The sequence below is a fragment of the Nonlabens sp. genome (assembly GCF_965657255.1).
Classification (GTDB): Bacteria; Bacteroidota; Bacteroidia; order Flavobacteriales; family Flavobacteriaceae; genus Nonlabens.
Genome location: NZ_CBFHNM010000001.1, coordinates 38,427 through 55,907, shown reverse-complemented (window position 1 = coordinate 55,907; position 17,481 = coordinate 38,427). Strand labels below are relative to the sequence as shown.

At 34.7% G+C, this 17,481-nt stretch carries 16 protein-coding genes; 8 read left to right on the top strand and 8 right to left on the bottom strand.

All coding sequences use genetic code 11. The features are described 5' to 3' along the window. Position 1: 1 nt before the first annotated feature. Positions 2 to 454, bottom strand: coding sequence for a pantetheine-phosphate adenylyltransferase (gene coaD / locus ACTF54_RS00295; protein WP_347195426.1), 453 nt, complete (start codon positions 452 to 454; stop codon positions 2 to 4). After that, positions 451 to 1,434, bottom strand: a complete 984-nt coding sequence (locus ACTF54_RS00290) for a D-alanine--D-alanine ligase (RefSeq protein WP_438968485.1) — start codon at positions 1,432 to 1,434, stop codon at positions 451 to 453. Before ACTF54_RS00290 ends, coaD begins: the two co-directional genes overlap by 4 nt. Before the next feature lie 183 nt (positions 1,435 to 1,617). Here ACTF54_RS00290 and ACTF54_RS00285 point away from each other — a divergent pair, with 183 nt between their 5' ends. From ACTF54_RS00285 to ACTF54_RS00260, 6 genes are all read left to right on the top strand, one after another. Continuing rightward, on the top strand, positions 1,618 to 2,202 hold the full coding sequence (locus ACTF54_RS00285; protein ID WP_347195427.1) for a PASTA domain-containing protein: 585 nt from the start codon (positions 1,618 to 1,620) through the stop codon (positions 2,200 to 2,202). Beyond that, positions 2,195 to 3,235, top strand: coding sequence for an RluA family pseudouridine synthase (locus tag ACTF54_RS00280; RefSeq protein ID WP_347195428.1), 1,041 nt, complete (start codon positions 2,195 to 2,197; stop codon positions 3,233 to 3,235). Before ACTF54_RS00285 ends, ACTF54_RS00280 begins: the two co-directional genes overlap by 8 nt. A 212-nt stretch (positions 3,236 to 3,447) precedes the next feature. Beyond that, positions 3,448 to 4,209 carry a peroxide stress protein YaaA gene (gene yaaA, locus ACTF54_RS00275; protein WP_438968484.1) on the top strand — a complete coding sequence of 254 codons (762 nt, stop codon included), beginning with the start codon at positions 3,448 to 3,450 and terminating at the stop codon, positions 4,207 to 4,209. Between the two features lie 16 nt (positions 4,210 to 4,225). Beyond that, positions 4,226 to 4,924, top strand: a complete 699-nt coding sequence (radC, locus tag ACTF54_RS00270) for a RadC family protein (RefSeq protein WP_347203456.1) — start codon at positions 4,226 to 4,228, stop codon at positions 4,922 to 4,924. Next, positions 4,924 to 6,237: a DUF7033 domain-containing protein gene (locus tag ACTF54_RS00265; protein WP_438968483.1), complete on the top strand. Its 1,314-nt coding sequence runs from the start codon at positions 4,924 to 4,926 to the stop codon at positions 6,235 to 6,237. The genes radC and ACTF54_RS00265 overlap by 1 nt, the downstream gene beginning before the upstream one ends. Further along, on the top strand, positions 6,221 to 6,919 hold the full coding sequence (locus ACTF54_RS00260; RefSeq protein WP_347195432.1) for a YjjG family noncanonical pyrimidine nucleotidase: 699 nt from the start codon (positions 6,221 to 6,223) through the stop codon (positions 6,917 to 6,919). Before ACTF54_RS00265 ends, ACTF54_RS00260 begins: the two co-directional genes overlap by 17 nt. On the opposite strand, the gene ACTF54_RS00255 is transcribed toward ACTF54_RS00260, so the two are convergent. Further along, the gene (locus ACTF54_RS00255; RefSeq protein WP_438968482.1) at positions 6,901 to 8,193 is read right to left on the bottom strand and encodes a replication-associated recombination protein A; all 1,293 of its coding nucleotides are present in this window, start codon (positions 8,191 to 8,193) and stop codon (positions 6,901 to 6,903) included. The two genes, ACTF54_RS00260 and ACTF54_RS00255, sit on opposite strands and share 19 nt — an antisense overlap. 119 nt (positions 8,194 to 8,312) lie before the next feature. Between ACTF54_RS00255 and ACTF54_RS00250 the strand changes: the two genes are divergently transcribed. Then, entirely contained in the window at positions 8,313 to 8,990 is a 678-nt protein-coding gene (locus ACTF54_RS00250) for a rhomboid family intramembrane serine protease (protein WP_347195434.1), read from the top strand. Between the two features lie 5 nt (positions 8,991 to 8,995). Here ACTF54_RS00250 and rlmB read toward each other — a convergent pair whose 3' ends face one another. The 5 genes from rlmB to ACTF54_RS00225 all read right to left on the bottom strand — a co-directional run bounded on the left by rlmB (position 8,996) and on the right by ACTF54_RS00225 (position 16,920). Then, positions 8,996 to 9,727 (bottom strand): 23S rRNA (guanosine(2251)-2'-O)-methyltransferase RlmB, encoded by a 732-nt coding sequence (gene rlmB, locus ACTF54_RS00245; RefSeq protein ID WP_347195435.1) that lies wholly within the window; start codon positions 9,725 to 9,727, stop codon positions 8,996 to 8,998. Positions 9,728 to 9,821: 94 nt separating this feature from the next. Further along, positions 9,822 to 10,571 carry a hypothetical protein gene (locus ACTF54_RS00240; protein ID WP_347195436.1) on the bottom strand — a complete coding sequence of 250 codons (750 nt, stop codon included), beginning with the start codon at positions 10,569 to 10,571 and terminating at the stop codon, positions 9,822 to 9,824. Positions 10,572 to 10,589: 18 nt separating this feature from the next. Next, entirely contained in the window at positions 10,590 to 12,095 is a 1,506-nt protein-coding gene (locus ACTF54_RS00235) for a RagB/SusD family nutrient uptake outer membrane protein (protein WP_347195437.1), read from the bottom strand. Between the two features lie 10 nt (positions 12,096 to 12,105). Beyond that, entirely contained in the window at positions 12,106 to 15,159 is a 3,054-nt protein-coding gene (locus ACTF54_RS00230; RefSeq protein ID WP_347195438.1) for a SusC/RagA family TonB-linked outer membrane protein, read from the bottom strand. Positions 15,160 to 15,276: 117 nt separating this feature from the next. Further along, positions 15,277 to 16,920 (bottom strand): hypothetical protein, encoded by a 1,644-nt coding sequence (locus ACTF54_RS00225; RefSeq protein WP_438968481.1) that lies wholly within the window; start codon positions 16,918 to 16,920, stop codon positions 15,277 to 15,279. Positions 16,921 to 17,094: 174 nt separating this feature from the next. On the opposite strand from ACTF54_RS00225, the gene rpsL reads away from it, so the two are divergent. Continuing rightward, the gene (gene rpsL / locus ACTF54_RS00220) at positions 17,095 to 17,469 is read left to right on the top strand and encodes a 30S ribosomal protein S12 (RefSeq protein WP_015361172.1); all 375 of its coding nucleotides are present in this window, start codon (positions 17,095 to 17,097) and stop codon (positions 17,467 to 17,469) included. The last annotated feature ends 12 nt before the right edge of the window (positions 17,470 to 17,481 follow it).

The following is a 17,481-nucleotide window of genomic DNA, read 5'->3' as shown; positions in this document are numbered from 1 at the left end:
ATTATATTCTAACTGTGTCAGGTACTAAACTGGTATAATCACCATTATTTCTAATCACATCTCTTACAATTGAAGAAGAGATATAACTTTTTCCTGAACTGGTGAGTAAAAATACTGTTTCAATTTCAGATAGTTTTCTGTTAGTGTGCGCGATTGCTTTTTCAAATTCAAAGTCGGCTGGATTGCGCAAGCCCCTTAGAATAAAGGCGGCATCTTGTTCTTTACAAAAGTCGATAGTAAGACCAGAATAGGTCATGACTTTAATTTTTGCATCTTCTCCAAAGGCTTCTTCAATAAAGCGTTTGCGTTCTTCAAGAGAAAACATATATTTCTTATCTGCATTGACGCCTATTGCAATAATTATCTCGTCAAAAAGACCCAAACCTCTCTCAATTATATCGTAGTGACCTAAGGTTATTGGGTCAAAGCTTCCTGGAAAAACTGCTCTTTTCATGATGTATGGTGTTTAATAGTGTTTTCTATTATATATGTTAGCACGTTTTGTAAAGAAGCTCCAGAGGCTTTTATTTGTTGTGGTATGATACTTTCTTTGCTCATTCCTGGATTAGTATTTACTTCTATAAAATGTGGTATTCCTTTATGAAAGATAAAGTCTGCCCTTGCGAGGCCTTTTAATTTTAATACCTGATAAATCCTTCTGGTTGTTTCTTGAACTGCCAGCATGTTTTCAGGGGTAATTCGTGCAGGAGTAATTTCTTGAGATTTACCCTCATATTTTGCCTCATAGTCAAAGAAATCATTTTCGCTAACTATTTCTGTAGGAAGCAGTACATTAATTTTATCATCTATTTGATAGGCACCTACAGAAACTTCAACGCCATTTAAAAAAGATTCAATAATAATTTCTTCATCTACTTCAAAGGCAGCATCTAGAGCGGCATCCATTTCTTTAACTTTATAAACCTTAGAAACGCCAAAACTACTACCGCTGCGATTAGCCTTTACAAAACAAGGTAAGCCTATGTTTCTTGCAATCATCTCTGCATCAATTACATCACCTTGGTTAATATACAAGTGTCTTCCAGTAGTTATATTCCATGGTTTTAGCACAGCGATACAATCACGTTTGTTAAAGGTAATGGCACTTTGATAAGAGTCACAAGAGGTTTGAGGAATTTCTAAAAGTTCTAAATAGGCTTGAATTTTTCCGTCTTCTCCAGGAGTACCATGAATAGTGTTATAACAGCAATCAAAAAGGATTTCATGATCATTAATGTTTAAACTGAAATTGTTTTTATTGATTTCGTGTCTACTATCCATGCCATCTATGTAATACCAGCCATCTTTTAAAATATGAATGGGATATACATTATATAAGGAAGTATCTAGATTTTGAGAGATGACCTCGCCACTCTTTAAGGATATTTCCCATTCATGAGAATAGCCACCCATTAATACTGCGATGTTTTTCATTAGTTTCGTTTTCACCTTGAGCTGTTTTAAGGTCTGTATTTATTTCTTAAAAGTAAAATAAATGCACGACAACAAAGTTAAAAAAGATGTCGTTCAAAGAAGGTATTCTATCCTTATCTTTGGACTTATTATTTACAGCTTATAATTAGTACTTTTTAAGGCTTTTTAAATCAACAAATCCCTATGAATTTCTTTAGATTCATTTTTACCAAAACATTTTGGATTCAAGTAGTTATCGCTGCTGTTGTAACTGTTGTACTTTGTTTTGCCTACTTGTTTTGGTTAGACTGGTACACAAATCACGATCAAAGAATCCAAGTACCTAATCTAGAAAAACTTTCTTATTCTGATGCAAAAAAGCAACTAGAAGATCTGGATTTGCGCAGTAAAATCATTGATAGTTCTAGTTTTAATCCAGCTTATGCGCCTAGAACAGTTATCGAACAGGATCCACTAGCAAACAAATTTGTTAAGGAGAACAGACAGATTTATATCAAATTAAATGCATCCGGTTATGGAAAAGTAACGGTTCCAAATTTGATTTATAAAACTAAAAGACAGGCTATTCCTACATTAGAGGCGTTAGGGTTTAAGATAGGAGAGATCACTTATAAACCTAATATTGCAGAAAATACCGTATTAGAAATGCGTTATAAGGGAGAGAAATTAGAACCAGGAACACAATTAAGCAAGACTTCTACAATTGATCTTGTTCTAGCAGATGGTAATAATCCAGATGCTGTTGTACGACCTAATGATAATGAATAACGAGGTGGAAAACGACGAATTAGAAGGACAACAAAAGCACGAACATTATCATTTTGTTGCTGGTAGTGGTCAGGACCCTTTGCGCATTGATAAATATTTGATGAACTTTATCGAGAACGCAACTCGTTCTAAGATACAACAAGGTATTAAAGAAGGCGCTGTTACCGTTAATGGAGACGTTATAAAGTCCAATTATAAAGTAAAGCCCAACGATGATATTAGGGTTTCTTTTGATCATCCACCACACGAGTCGTTGCTAGTTGCAGAAGATATTCCATTGAATATAGTTTATGAAGATGATTATTTAGTCGTCGTGAATAAACCTGCCGGTATGGTGGTACATCCAGGACATGGTAATTACTCTGGAACGCTAATTAATGCGTTGATTCATCACTTTGAAAACCTTCCTAATAATTCTAGTAATAGACCAGGATTAGTACATAGAATAGATAAAGACACAAGTGGTTTACTGGTTGTTGCTAAAACAGAAGAAGCAATGGCATACCTGTCTGCTCAATTTGCTGCAAAAACTAGTGAACGAGAATACATTGCTATAGTTTGGGGTAATTTTAATGAGAAATCTGGAACTGTAGAAGGTAATATAGGACGTCATCCTAAAAATAGATTACAAAACACGGTATGGTTAGATGATGATTCCTATAAAGGAAAGCCTGCTGTTACTCATTATCAGGTTACAGAAGATCTAGGTTATGTGTCTGTTATTAGTTGTCGTCTTGAAACAGGTCGTACGCATCAGATACGTGTTCATATGAAATTCATAGGTCATACACTGTTCAATGACGAGCGTTATGGTGGTGATCGTATTTTAAAAGGAACTAATTTTACTAAATACAAGCAATTTGTAGATAACTGTTTTAAGGTATTACCGCGACAGGCTTTGCATGCAAGAACTTTAGGTTTTGAACATCCGCACACTAAAGAATGGATGAGTTTTACCAGCGACGTCCCTCAAGATATGGTAGAATGTATCGATAAGTGGCGTGTTTATGCAGAGAATTCTAAGGATATGTAGAGAGAGTTGGTGTAGGTATCGCTTTCGCGAAAGCGGAATCATAACCACTAATTTTTTAAGTTCCAGTTCTATTTATTTTTATAAACACCTTGCACAAGGTGCCATGATGATTCTAGGATCGAGAAAATTCATAGTGATATAAGTAACTTAACTAGATTTTGAGACAGATTCTCTATACTCCATAGTATTTTTACTCTTTTAAATGAGTTTTTATGAAAATCTTACTTTCTCCAGCAAAATCTTTAGATTATGAAACGCAGTTGCCTACAAAAAGAGGCACGCAACCCATCTTTGCAGAAGACGCCTTGCAAATCAATGCAAAATTAGAGCGCATGAGTAAAAAGGAAGTAGGAGAGTTGATGCATATTTCTGATTCTCTAGCTGACTTAAATTATCAACGATATAAGGATTTTAAGGAAAATTTTACAAAAGAAAATGCACGTCCAGCGATCTATGCTTTTGCAGGAGATGTCTATACTGGTTTTGATGCTTATTCTTTGCAAACAGATCTTTTAGATTATGCTCAAGATACTGTCCGTATTCTTTCTGGTATGTATGGTTATTTAAGGCCTCTTGATTTATTACAACCGTATCGATTAGAGATGGGAACTAAATTACCTATTGAAAGAAATAAAAACCTTTATGAATACTGGAAGGATAAAATCACTCCAGCTTTGAATAAAGAACTTAAGAAAGATGAGTTGCTTGTTAACCTTGCCAGTAATGAATACTTCAAAGCAATAGATAAGAAAAACCAAGAAGGGAATTTAATAACCCCAGTTTTTAAAGATTACAAAAACGGCAAGCTTAAAGTTATTTCTTTCTTTGCAAAGAAAGCTCGAGGTTCTATGGCTAGATATTTAGTAGAGAATAAGGTAGATTCTCGAGAAGGAATTCAAGGTTTTGCCATAGATGATTATAAATTTTCTGAACAAGAAACCAGTAAAGAAAACGAACCAGTTTTTGTGAGATAAACTCTATCTTTCGTTCATGGAAGAAGAAAACTCCCATTTTTCAATTAAAGACTGGTCATTGAGTGACCGACCGCGTGAAAAGCTTTTACATAAAGGAAGCGCATCACTCTCTGATGCCGAGTTAATTGCAATACTTATAGGTAGTGGTACACGCAAAATGAGTGCCGTAGAATTGAGCCGTATTATTGTAAATGATGCTCAAAACTCTCTAAATAGTCTCGGTAAAAAAAGCTTAAAGGAATTGATGAGGTATAAAGGAATAGGAGAGGCAAAAGCCATTACTATTGCGGCAGCTATGGAATTGGGAAAACGTCGCGCTATGGAAATGCCTGTAGAACTTCCTAAAATAAAATCTAGCAATGACGCATTTAGAATCATGCAACCTGTGTTAGGTGAATTACCACATGAAGAGTTTTGGGTAATGTTGCTTGATAATAGTCATAAAGTTCTAGAAAAGAAAAATATAAGTATAGGTGGCATCACAGGAACTTTAGTAGATACTAGGTTGGTGTTTAAGAAAGCTATTGAAGCTGGTGCTGTAGCAATGGTGCTTGCTCACAATCATCCTAGTGGGAATTTAAAGCCAAGTATGCAAGACAAAGCCTTAACCATGAAACTGATTGAAGCAGGTAAATTGCTTGACATTAAAATTTTAGATCATTTAATTATAACACAGCAAGGCTTTTATAGCTTTGCAGATGAAGGCTTGATGTAATGATTTTAGTTTATTGTTCAAATATTACCACAAGAAAGGAATATATTTTCAAACATATCTTCCGCAGGTTGATGCATCAAGAATTTAAATTTACTACAGATGTTAGTGAGTTTGTAAGTCACTCTGGCGTTAAATTAAGTTATGGTATCAAACCATTAGGAGAAGAGTTCTTTATTTGGTCTCAAGGTTTATTAGATGAGAATGGAATAGATGATCATGATATTGAATTTTATAAATGGGACGATCTTCCAATGTTTTTTAAGGCACCAGAACGTAGTGATGTTCCTTTTGATGTTTTTTCAGCTTCTTTTTATTTAATTACTAGGTATGAAGAATACTTACCACAAGTAAAAGACGATATAGGTCGTTACAGTTCTAAAGAAAGTATTGCTGTTCAAGGAGAGTTTATATTGTTACCACTTGTTGATTTATGGGTAAAAAAACTACTAGGATTATTAAATAGAGAATCTAATACATTAATCAAAAAAGTACAAAAGGTTAAAACTACTGTAGCTATTGAAGTTACTTCATTTTTCAAATATAAAAGTAGAGGTATAGTAGACAACGGTCATTTTTTTTATGGTGATCTAAAAAGATTCAAAATTCGTAATGCTTTAACGCAGATCATAGTTTTACTTGGTTTTAAAACAGATCCTTTTCAAAACTATGATTTGCTCATAAATACGATTAGAAGTAGGTGGCAACACGGTCGTAAAATGGCTTCTTCATTAGATAATATGATTTTCTTTTTTCATTTAGGAAACTATAATCGTGTTGATAATGGAATAAGTTTTAGATCTAGAAAGTACCGAGAAGCCATTAAGCAAATAGGAGATTATTTAGATATTGGTCTGCGCTATTCTTTTCATTGTAATGATAAAGAAGTTAAACAGCAAGGAAAGAAGTTTGAAGAAATTTCAAATCGTCCGTTACAAAAGACAATGGTCGCATATTCAAAAATATCAACACCAGGTCACTATAAAAGATTGGTAGATCTAGAAAAGCTAGAAGACTATAGTATGGGATATGAGAGTATGCCAGGATTTAGGGCTAGTACCAGTCACCCTTTTTATTTTTACGATTTGGATTATGAAGTACAGACTCCATTATTGATTTATCCTTATGCCTTGCATTATAAAAGCATAAGCGGCAAGATGCTTAATGGACAAAAGCAAATTATACAACAATTAAAAAGAAGCATAGAACAGGTGTCTGGTCATTTTATTACAATGTATGATTATGCACAATTTGAGCAAGGCTTAAAAAGTCATGCGACAACCATCTTAGAATATATATATGAGAAAGAAGTTTAAGAATATCGAGCATATATTTTTTGATCTAGATCACACTCTTTGGGATTTTGATTTGAATAGTAAATTAGCTTATAAACAGATTTTTGAGGAGAACGGTATCACGTTGGACCTAGATAAGTTCATAAGTATTTATGAGCCATTGAATTTAGAATTTTGGCGCATGTTCAGAGAAAATAAAATCTCTAAGGAAGATTTGCGATACCAAAGACTTAAGACTGCATTTGATGCTTGTGATTATGAAGTAAATGATGATAAAATCAACCTATTTGCAGATTTGTATATAGAGTATTTACCTAATAATAATCACTTGTTTGAAGGATGTGTGGACTTATTAGATCAACTACAGGATAAATTTCAGTTGCATTTAATCACTAATGGTTTTAACGGTGTACAACAGGATAAAGTTAAAAACGCAGGGCTTTCTAAGTATTTTAAAGTCGTGTTAACTGCCGAAACTGCAGGTATAAAAAAGCCAGCGCCTCAAATATTTCATCAAGCTTTAGATATGGCAGGTGCGACTGTAGATAATAGCATTATGATAGGTGATAGTTATGAAGCAGATATAAAAGGTGCTCAAAATGTAGGTTTATCTACTATCTGGTTTCATATTACAGATCAAGAGATTCCTCAAAATGAGGTAGTAGTTCACCGTTTAAAGGATATTTATCCTTTATTATCATAATCATAGTGATTTTTCCATCGTTTCTGTAAAAATTCTTTTTGCGCATTTTCTCTTGGATTATCACCTGGTTCGTAGATTTTGGTCTTACTTATTTCGGTTGGTAAAAAATCATAATGTGCAAAATTACCAGAATAGTCATGAGCATATTTATACTCTTCGCCGTAACCTAACTCTTTCATAAGCTTTGTAGGAGCATTACGTAACCCCAAAGGTACAGAAAGGTCTCCTGTCTCATTTACAAGTCTCTGTGCATTTCCTATCGCCATGTAACTAGCATTACTTTTTAATGAGGTGGCAAGATATATCGCGCATTGGCTTAGAATAATCCTTGATTCTGGATATCCAACCGTAGAAACAGCTTGAAAACAATTATTTGCCATGATTAATGCAGTAGGATTTGCGTTTCCTATATCTTCTGAGGATAAGATCAACATTCTACGAGCTATAAATTTAAGATCTTCGCCACCTTCAATCATTCGGGCAAGCCAGTAAACAGCTCCATTAGGGTCGCTGCCTCTTATGGACTTGATAAATGCACTTATTATATCGTAATGTTGCTCGCCAGTTTTGTCATATCGTGCTGGGTTAGCCTGCACTTGAGAATAAACTAGATCATTTGTAACTGTAATTTTGTCGTCTGTTTGAGAATTGACAACAAGTTCAAAAACATTTAATAATTTCCTAGCATCTCCACCACTTATTCTTATAAGCGCTTCTGTTTCCTTAATAGAGATATTTTTTTTAGATAATAGTTCGTCTATTTTTACTGCTCTGTGAAGTAAGTTTTCTAAGTCCGCTTTCGCGAAAGCGTCTAAAATATAGATCTGGCAACGTGATAGGAGTGCAGGGATGACTTCAAAACTAGGGTTCTCTGTGGTAGCCCCAATTAGGCTAACCCAGCCTTTTTCTACTGCTCCTAGAAGAGAATCTTGTTGGGATTTACTAAAACGATGAATCTCGTCTATGAATAGAATAGGGTTTTTGGCAGTAAACAGTCCTCCTGAGCTTTTTGCCTTGTCAATGACTTCTCTTATATCTTTTACTCCGCTATTAATAGCGCTTAAAACATAAAATGGGCGTTTACTTTCTTTTGCTATAATATTAGCCAGAGTAGTTTTTCCAGTTCCAGGTGGTCCCCATAAGATAAGAGATGGAGTAGTGCCGTTAACAATGTGTTGCCTTAAAGTCCCTTGATTGCCTACGAGATGCTGTTGACTCAAGTATTGATCAAGATTATTAGGTCGTATTCGTTCTGCCAAGGGTATATGTTGCATAGTGTAAAATTAAAGATAATTGAAATGACCTACAATGAAAGTGTTCTTAGTATTACTTATTCTGTCATGACAGCTTTACCATGTGTAAAACTGGTTCTTTTTTTGATATATTGTAATTAATGAAAGATTCTGACTATTTTACTTTTAATTTATGGACGGTTTTACCTGGATTGGTATTTGTCTTTATGATGTGGTTGGCCTATTGGCTTGAGGTTAAATATAGTTTTAGATTCACAGATAATGGTATAAGACCAGATAGGTTTTCAGGGCTGCAAGGAGTAGTGTTTGGCCCTTTCATCCATGGTAGCCTGAAGCATTTATGGAGTAATACGCTGCCTTGCTTCATTCTCATTACAGCTCTAAGTTTTTTCTACAAAAATATCAGCTTTAAAGTACTTGTTTTAGGAATATTAATTACTGGTGTTTTAACCTGGTTCATAGGACGACCATCTTATCATATAGGAGCCAGCGGTGTTGTATATATGTTAGCAGCATTTCTTTTTTTTAAAGGTGTGCTTACAAGACATTATAAAATGCTTTCTTTAAGTTTTTTAGTGGCTTTTTTCTATGGTAGTTTAGTTTGGTATGTGTTACCAATTAAAGAAGGAGTTTCTTGGGAAGGACATTTAAGTGGTGCTATAGCAGGTATTGTTCTAGCTATTGTTACTGGTAGTAGTTTACCAGAGAAAAAAAAATACGCTTGGGAATTGGAACAGTACAATGAAGATGAAGATCCTTTTATGAAACATTTTGATGAAGATGGTAATTTTATAGAATTCATTGATGAAGAGGAGTAGACCAATTATAATCTTTGTCTTACTGCCTCATAAAGCATTGCTCCACATGCTACTGATACATTTAAGGACGCGATGTCTCCTTGCATAGGTAATTTGACAATATGGTCTAAAACTTTTAAGGTAGACGGATTGATACCTCTATCCTCGCTACCCATAACAATCGCAACCGGAATATTAAGATCTACATCATAAAGTAAATTAGAGGTCTTTTCATTTGCGCCTACACTTTTTATTCCAAAAGCTTGTAACAAATAAATAGCATCTTTGATATGGTTTACTTTACATATGGGTATGTTAAACACTGCACCAGCACTAGTTTTTATGGTAGCAGCATTTATTGGAGCACTTCCCTTTTCTGAAACGACTATGGCTTTAACACCAGTACATTCGGCAGTTCTTATGATTGCACCAAAATTTCTTACATCAGTAACTCCATCAAGTAATAGGAATAAAGGATTAATCTCTATATCCGTATTTTCTAAAACAGTCTCTAGATTGTGAAATTTTACTGGAGATATGCTTGCTGCTGCACCCTGATGATTTCCTTTTGCGAGGTGGTCTAATTTCTCGACAGGCACATATGATACGGCTATATTATTTTTGCGTGCTGTATTTTTTAATTGTTGCATTAAAACGCCATCAGCGTCTTTTAATAAGTACACTTTAGCAATTTCTTTTTTACTTTCAATAGCTTCTATAATTGCTCTAATACCGTATATATAAGTTGTCTTTTCCATACTGCAAATGTAGTAGTAATTATTTGAGATTATACCATAAAAAAAACCCAAGCTCAAGCTTGGGTTTTATAATTATTAGTCTATGTAAAGGCTATTATTGACCAACACAGAAGTTAACTACATCGTCTCCAACAAATGCTCCACCACCTGCTGCAAATGTAAGTATAGAACAATCAATTGACCAGCTACCAGTCGCTACAGTAGAACCAAAATTACCATCTGATACTTGACCGTCATTAAACTGATCTGTCATTGTTGCTGTATAACAACCATCAGCTAAAAAGATATCTGCTGTAAAAACTTGTTCTCCTTGAGCTAATGTTCCTTGTGGAAATCCGAATACTTCGTTTCCTGAAGAATCTACGATACTAAAACCTGTTTCTTCAGCCCAAAAGTCAGTAATTATTGTTAATGTAGCATCATTACAAACAACAGCTTTGAAATATTCAATCTCTAGTTCTGTTCCAAAAATATCCGTGTTATCACTTTTTGCTCTTATAGTAAATGTGTCAGTTTCACCATCTCCTAGGTTAATTGCATCAAAGTCAAAATTAACAGTGGCAGTTCCATCATAAGAATCTGCTGGTACAGTAATGCTTCCTAAAGAAACACCGCCTGCTGCAGGTGCATCACCTACAAATTCCAGACTAAAAGTTCTTGCTTCTGCTGATGGAGAAGTAATTGTAACTGGAAAAGTTTCTGATGTTCCAGTAGTAGGAACTGATACTTGTGCATTTCGTTGATCTAGTCCAACTGCAGTGCCGTTATATATAACAGCATCTTCTTCACAGCTCGTAAATAATACTGCCGCAATTAGCGTAAATGTTATTAATATTTTTTTCATTGTATTATATTTTAAAAATTAGTAACCTGAATTTTGAGTGATTCCTGGGTTTCCTTGAATTTCATTTAAAGGAATTGGTAAAGCACGAGCTCTAAAATCAGTAACACTTAAATCACATTCTGCAGAAGGATATAGGCTACAATCAGTCTCGTTTCTATCGTAGTTCTGATTTGCAAGAGTACCTAATCTCTTCATATCAATATAACGATGTCCTTCAAAAGCTAGTTCTATCTTACGCTCTAACAAGATATCAGCCCATGCTTCTGTAGCACTAGCGTAAGTAGGAAGTGGCGCTGGAGTAGTATAACGTGCGTCTCTAACTATTTTTATCTGAGTTGCAACATTACTTAATTGATTTGCTTCTGCTGCTGCTTCTGCAAGAATGAAGTGCATTTCTGCAGTTCTAAACACTTTCTGATCGTTTGTTAATCCACCGGTTAATCCAGGTAGTGCAGGATCTCCAGGGTACTTGTCAACTACCAGACGGTCATTGAAAAGTGGATTAGGATCATTGTCATAATCTGCCACAATAGTTGAACTTGCATCGATGAACACATTGCGACGAATATCTCCGTTACTTGTAGAATTATCTTCTAATGTTTGATATAAGTTACGGCTTACTTCATATAGAGGTGAACCTGCAGCTGTACTATTATTAGTGTTGTAGATGGATCCAATATTATTTCCATTAGTCAAAGTATTATTGAATTTGAAAATAACTTCGTTATTAGTTCCAGCCCCAGCAACATCTTGCCAAACTTCTCTATAAGAAGCTTCATTAGCACTTGTTGGTAATGAAAATTGTGCTAAAACATTGTTTGCAGAACTAGTCGCAGTTGCATAATCACCAACGTATGCCGCAACTCTTGCTCTTAATGCTCTAATAAATTGAATAGATACAAAATCATTCGTATAAGCAGTACCTGCACTAGTTAAAAGTGTTTCAGCTTGAGTAAGATCATCATTAATCTTTGCAACAACTTCGTCTACAGTATTACGTCTAGGAGCAAATGATGAACCTGGTACGTTGTCAAAAATTGGAGTAGCTAAACTACTACCATCAGATAGATCTTGCGAAAAATAAGCTAATAACTGAGAATAAGCATATGCTCTCAATGCGTGATTTTCACCTAACGCTTCATCATATAAAGCCTGTTCTGCAGCATCAGCAGGTGTTACCTCTTGTGCTCCTATGAAAAGGATGTTTGCGTTTCGTATTACAGAATTGTAACTGGACCAAAGTCCAGTTGCAAATCCATCAGTAGGGTTTAGTTGTAACCTGTGTGTTGTTGAACCTTGGTTACCTGAGCTACCCAAAGCACATTCATCTGTGAAATGTGATGTAAAAGAGATTCCAGTTGTTACATTGGCGCTTCCATAAATCTGGAAAATACCAGATTTTACATCTTCTACACTTTGAAATGCAATACCAGCGTTAAATTCACTTGGCTGGGTTATTTCAGTCGCGTCCTCACAGCTTATAACTGCAAACGCAATGGCGATCGTTAAAAATATTTTTTTCATTGCTTTTTTTTTAAAATGTTAAATCAAGTCCTACACTTATTGTTCTTGGAGTAGGGTATCTATTATATTCAGATATTCTTTGACTCTCTGGATCACTACCTAACCATTCTGTCCACGTAATTAAGTTTTCACCGTTTACATAGATTCTAGCAGAGTTTAAGAATGTTTTATCTAACATTACACTGTCAAAATTGTAACCGAATTGTAAAAATCTTAATCTCACAAAGTCTGAATCTTTTAAGAAACGGTCTGTCGCAACACCAGGAGAAAGATTTGTAGCTGTAAGACTAGGTATATCAGTAACACGATTTGTAGGAGTCCAAGCTCTGTCTAAATCGCTAGATAGATTAAATATACCTAAACTTGAGATGTCATAGTAATCAGCAAGGTTGTTGTCAAATCTTTGTAACCCTGTCATGAAATTGAATTGTGCTTCTAAAAAGAAGTTTTGATATTGTACGTCAAAACCAAATCCTCCTTGGAAATCAGGCACCGTATCAGTCCCAGTCAATCTTCTATCATCAAGAGTAGGGTTTTCAGTTAGGTTACCATTAATATCTTCAAACAATAAGTTACCATTTGCTGGGTTTACTCCTCTGTATGGTACAACGAAGAATTCGTTTAATTGAGCTCCTTCACCAATAATAGTAGATCCGTTGTCTTGTCTTCCATCAGGAACATCAACAAAAGTTACTTCATTTTTATTGTAACTTACGTTAGCAAAAATATCAATATCCACTTCGTTTTTAGATCCTGCAACTAATAAATCATATCTTAAACCTAATTCAACACCTTGGTTGAACATGTCTCCTAGGTTAGCGTTAATTTGACCACTTGGGGTAACTAAAGGTGATACAAATCTATTAAAGAATAAATCGCTTGTTTCTCGTTTGTAGTAATCCAATGAACCTCTCAGTCTTCTATCTAACAATTGGAAATCAACACCAACGTTTGTAGTTGCTATGGTTTCCCATCTTAAATCTGTGTTACCTAATTGAGTTCTGAAGAATGTTAATTGATCTTGGTAAGCATTACCTGTACCGAATAAAGTTCTCGTGTTGTTCAACGATCCGTAGTAAGTTGACCCAATTCTTTCGTTACCAGTGGTACCATAAGATGCTCTTAATTTTAGATCATTAACCCATGTAATATCTTTCATGAAGTCTTCTTCAGTAAGATTCCATCTACCTGCAACAGACCAAAACGTTCCCCATTTATTATCTCCTGTAAATCTAGATGATGCATCACGACGAATGGTCCCTGTAAAACCAAACTTATCAGAATAATCATAGTCAAATTCTCCAAAGTAAGAGAATAGCCCTGTAGATGCTTTCGAAGAATTTACAGTTGGTACAAATTCATCATTTGCGGCGTTATCGTCAACAAATGCACCACCATCGTTTCCAGGTGAAAAAGTTCTTGGGTTCAAACCAGTCTGTGAAAAGCCAAAGCTTTTAAAGTGTGCCTTTACATATTCAACATAACCATTTGCAAGAATTGTATGACCACCTTCACCATTCTCATCTGCACCAAAAGTTTTATTGTAACCTATGCTTGCTGTAGAGTTGAATCTAAAGTCTCTGAAGAAAGATTCAGTTTGAAACCCTTCTACTTCTCCTGGTCCGATAAATGAAGCTCTCACTCTAGCTAAAGCAGAATTAGGACTAGCAAATCTTAAAAATGTCTCTTGAGTATAGTCCATACCAATGTTATATCTAGCGGTCCAATTTTCAGAGATTTTGTAAGCACTATTAGCACCAGCAACAATTTTAATCTCATCTTCTTGATTTCCGTTTTGACGAACGTTGTCCAATGTTACAAATGGAGAGTATCTAGCCTGAAGTGTACTTTCCCATGCAGCTAATTCTGATGCTATATTATTCGGATCAAAATAAGGTAGACCGTTATTAGAGTTGAAAATAGAGTTAAAATAAATTGCATTGTTCCTAGTTTCTGGCTCTTGTTGACTTAAGTTTTTAGAATACCCTACTTGTAAAGAAGTATTCATTGTGAATTTTTCGTCTTTTGATCTTATATTCAAGTTGTTACGAACGGTAAATCTTTCAAGTTTTGAAGCTAACAAAGAACCTTCAGTACTAGTGTAGTTAATAGAAGTAAACTGACTTAAATTTTTACCACCAGAACGAAATCCTAAGTTATGCAACTGACTTACACCTGTGCGGTAGAAAGTATCACTCCAATCAGTATCAACCGAAAAGTTTGCTATTTCTGCAGCAGTTAAAGTTGCTCCTAAACCTGTGTTTCTGCTGTTCTCAAGAGTCAAATACTCTCTGGCATTGTAAAGCTCATATTCTGTATCAATCAATTCAGTAAAAGCAGTTTGAGTCGTATAGCTTACCGTTAAAGGCTGATCAAATGAACCACCTTTAGTTTTTATAATGATTACACCGTTTGCACCTCTATTTCCGTATATCGCAGTTCCAGCTGCATCTTTCAATACAGTTGTACTATCAATATCTAAAGGGTTGATAGTTCTAAATGCGTCTTCATCTACTGGTATACCATCGATAATGATTAATGGCTCTGTGTTACCGTTGATAGAACTTACACCTCTGATTTGAATCAAAGAGTTTGCACCAGGTTGTCCTGTAGCTGTTTGCACAGTTAATCCAGGAACCTGACCTTGTAATCTTTGAATAGCACTTGCATTAGGTCTATCTTCAATTTGCTTTGCTGTTATAATAGATGAAGCAACGTTACTACGTTTTGTGGTTGTAGTTCGGTAAGCTTGTATCACAACTGTATCTAAAGCATCTGTTTTTAATTGAACGTTGATGCTTGTTTGATTTCCAACAGTAATTTCTTGCGTCGTATAACCGGTGTAAGAAATAACTAAAACACTTTCTGGTGATGCTTGAATGGAGTAATTACCATCAAAATCAGTAGAAGCGAATGTTGAAGTACCTTTTACAGATACAACAGCACCTATTACTTCGTCCCCATCGGGACCAGTTACTTTTCCAGTAACAGTTTGTTGTGCAAAAGCTACTTGCACAACTAACGCTAGTAAAAGCGTCAAAATTCCATTTAATTTTGTTTTCATGTTTAGATTTATTTGAATTAGCCAGCTCCAAAAATCAAAAAAAGAAGTTAATAAAACAACTTTTTGAGACTCTATTTATACTATTTCTTAAGATCGGCTTAACTATTAGCTAACATTCTAAAAGTAAATTTTTAAATTAATGTGAGCTACTGTACTGGATAGGTCCACTTTAGCTTTGTTGAATTTGCCGTTTGCAATACTTAAATTTAATATACCAGCCTGTGTTAAAATAGCAATTCCTCCTCCATAACCGACTAAACTTTCTGTCTTTTTTGTGTTAAAATTCTCAAATATCCCAAAATCAAGAATGCTGTGAACATAGATTTGATCGTTTAAACGGTATCGGTACTCTGTTGCGAGCGTCGTGTAAAAAGAGCTGTCTATGCTATTTTGGTTAAAACCTCGTATACTTCCTAAACCTCCGAATTGATAAAGTTCGTTGAATTGAATAGTATTTGATTCTAAATAGTGAGTTATCAGTCTGTTTAAAACTTTACTTCTACTGTTTAGATGCCATAGTTTTAAAAAGGTTGCGTGAAAGTTGAATTGATTTTCTGATTTATTCGAAAGTTCTCTTTTGTTAACTCCTACTGATGTGTTTAGATATAAATCTTCTGGCATGAGTTGATTTGTTGTTTCTTTTCTTACTTCATAAAATAATTCGATTCCATTTTTAGTAAAGTCTTCATTATCTATTGTTTCACCTGTTGCGTTAGATGTTGTGTTGGTATAGTTGATACCTACATTACTTTGCCAGTTGGGTTTGTAAAATAATCCAGTTTTGAATTCAGTACGTTGATAAGTGCTATCTCTTCTTTGGATATTAAGATTGGATTTATTTCCTAATGGACCGTTCCACAAATACGGTATGCTTAAACTGGTACTAATTAGTGTTTGATCGTTGTTATCGTTTCTATACTGTAGAAGGAATGTTTCAGCTCGGTTTAGGTTGTTTTGTAATTTTAAATTAATAAACCCATTTAATTCCAACTTTCCGTTATCAGAGTTGTTGAATCCTATAAGCCCATCAGCTGTGTTTGTGTTTATTTTTTCTAGGTATAAGAATATTTGCGTGCTATCTTTTTTAAATAAAACTTCTGATTCTTTAATCTTTTTGACAAAAGGCATGTTAGCGATACTTTTTTCTAGTTTATTAGTTATTTGGTTATTGAAGGTGTTTTTGTTGTTTGTGAAATTTCTCAATAACGAGATCGGAAATTTTTTGTAACCTTTTATAACTATTTTGTCTATATGTCTTTTGTTCGAGATATTCGTATTGATTTGCGCTTCGATGGTGTCGCTAGCAGTGATTTTGATTCGTTCTAAATTTATTTCGGTAAAAGAATATCCTTGTTGAGTCAGTTCTTTTTTTAGCTTATTTAAATAATTCTCAATATCATTTATTGGGATGATGTTTCGCTTTCGCGAAAGCGAGAATAGATTATTTGTGTTCCTTTTGGTTTTTATATACTCATTTATTTTGATATGCGTGTATCTTTTGTTGAGCGTGAATTCATACCTTATAACACTATCATTTCTTAGTGTTTTTTTTAATAAATGGTCGTAGTACCCTTTTTTTAATAATTTATTTGCGATGCTATCTGTTTTGAGGTTGTGGTTATCTTTAGGTATGTTCATATATGTTGTAGAGTCAATAGGTGATTTTATACTGTTTTTATAGATCACTGCTATCTGTTCATGTTGACCTGAAGCAGGTATAGAAATTAGCATATATATAATAAGGACAAGACCTTGTTTCACGGTGCAATTATTTTTGTTGGATTAAACCTAAGGAATAACGTGTGGTTTTATGTTGTTCTTATTCTTTTTTTTAAATATATTCTAAATATTTGAAACTGAGGTTTGAATAACTCAATTTTATTCATACCTTTGCCGACCCTTAAAATAGGGATTAATTTATTAGCGTAAAACAATATGCCAACGATTTCACAATTAGTACGTAAAGGAAGAGCCAAAATAACCAAGAAGAGCAAATCGGCTGCCTTAGATTCTTGTCCTCAACGTCGTGGAGTGTGTACTCGTGTTTACACTACTACGCCTAAAAAACCTAACTCAGCAATGAGAAAGGTGGCGCGTGTTAGACTTACCAATGGTAAGGAGGTAAACGCATACATTCCAGGAGAAGGACACAATCTACAAGAGCACTCGATAGTATTGGTTAGAGGTGGAAGGGTAAAAGATTTGCCAGGAGTTAGATATCATATCGTGCGTGGGGCACTGGACACCGCTGGTGTTGCAGACCGCACACAACGTAGATCTAAGTATGGTGCAAAACGCCCAAAGAAGTAAACAATTTTTAAA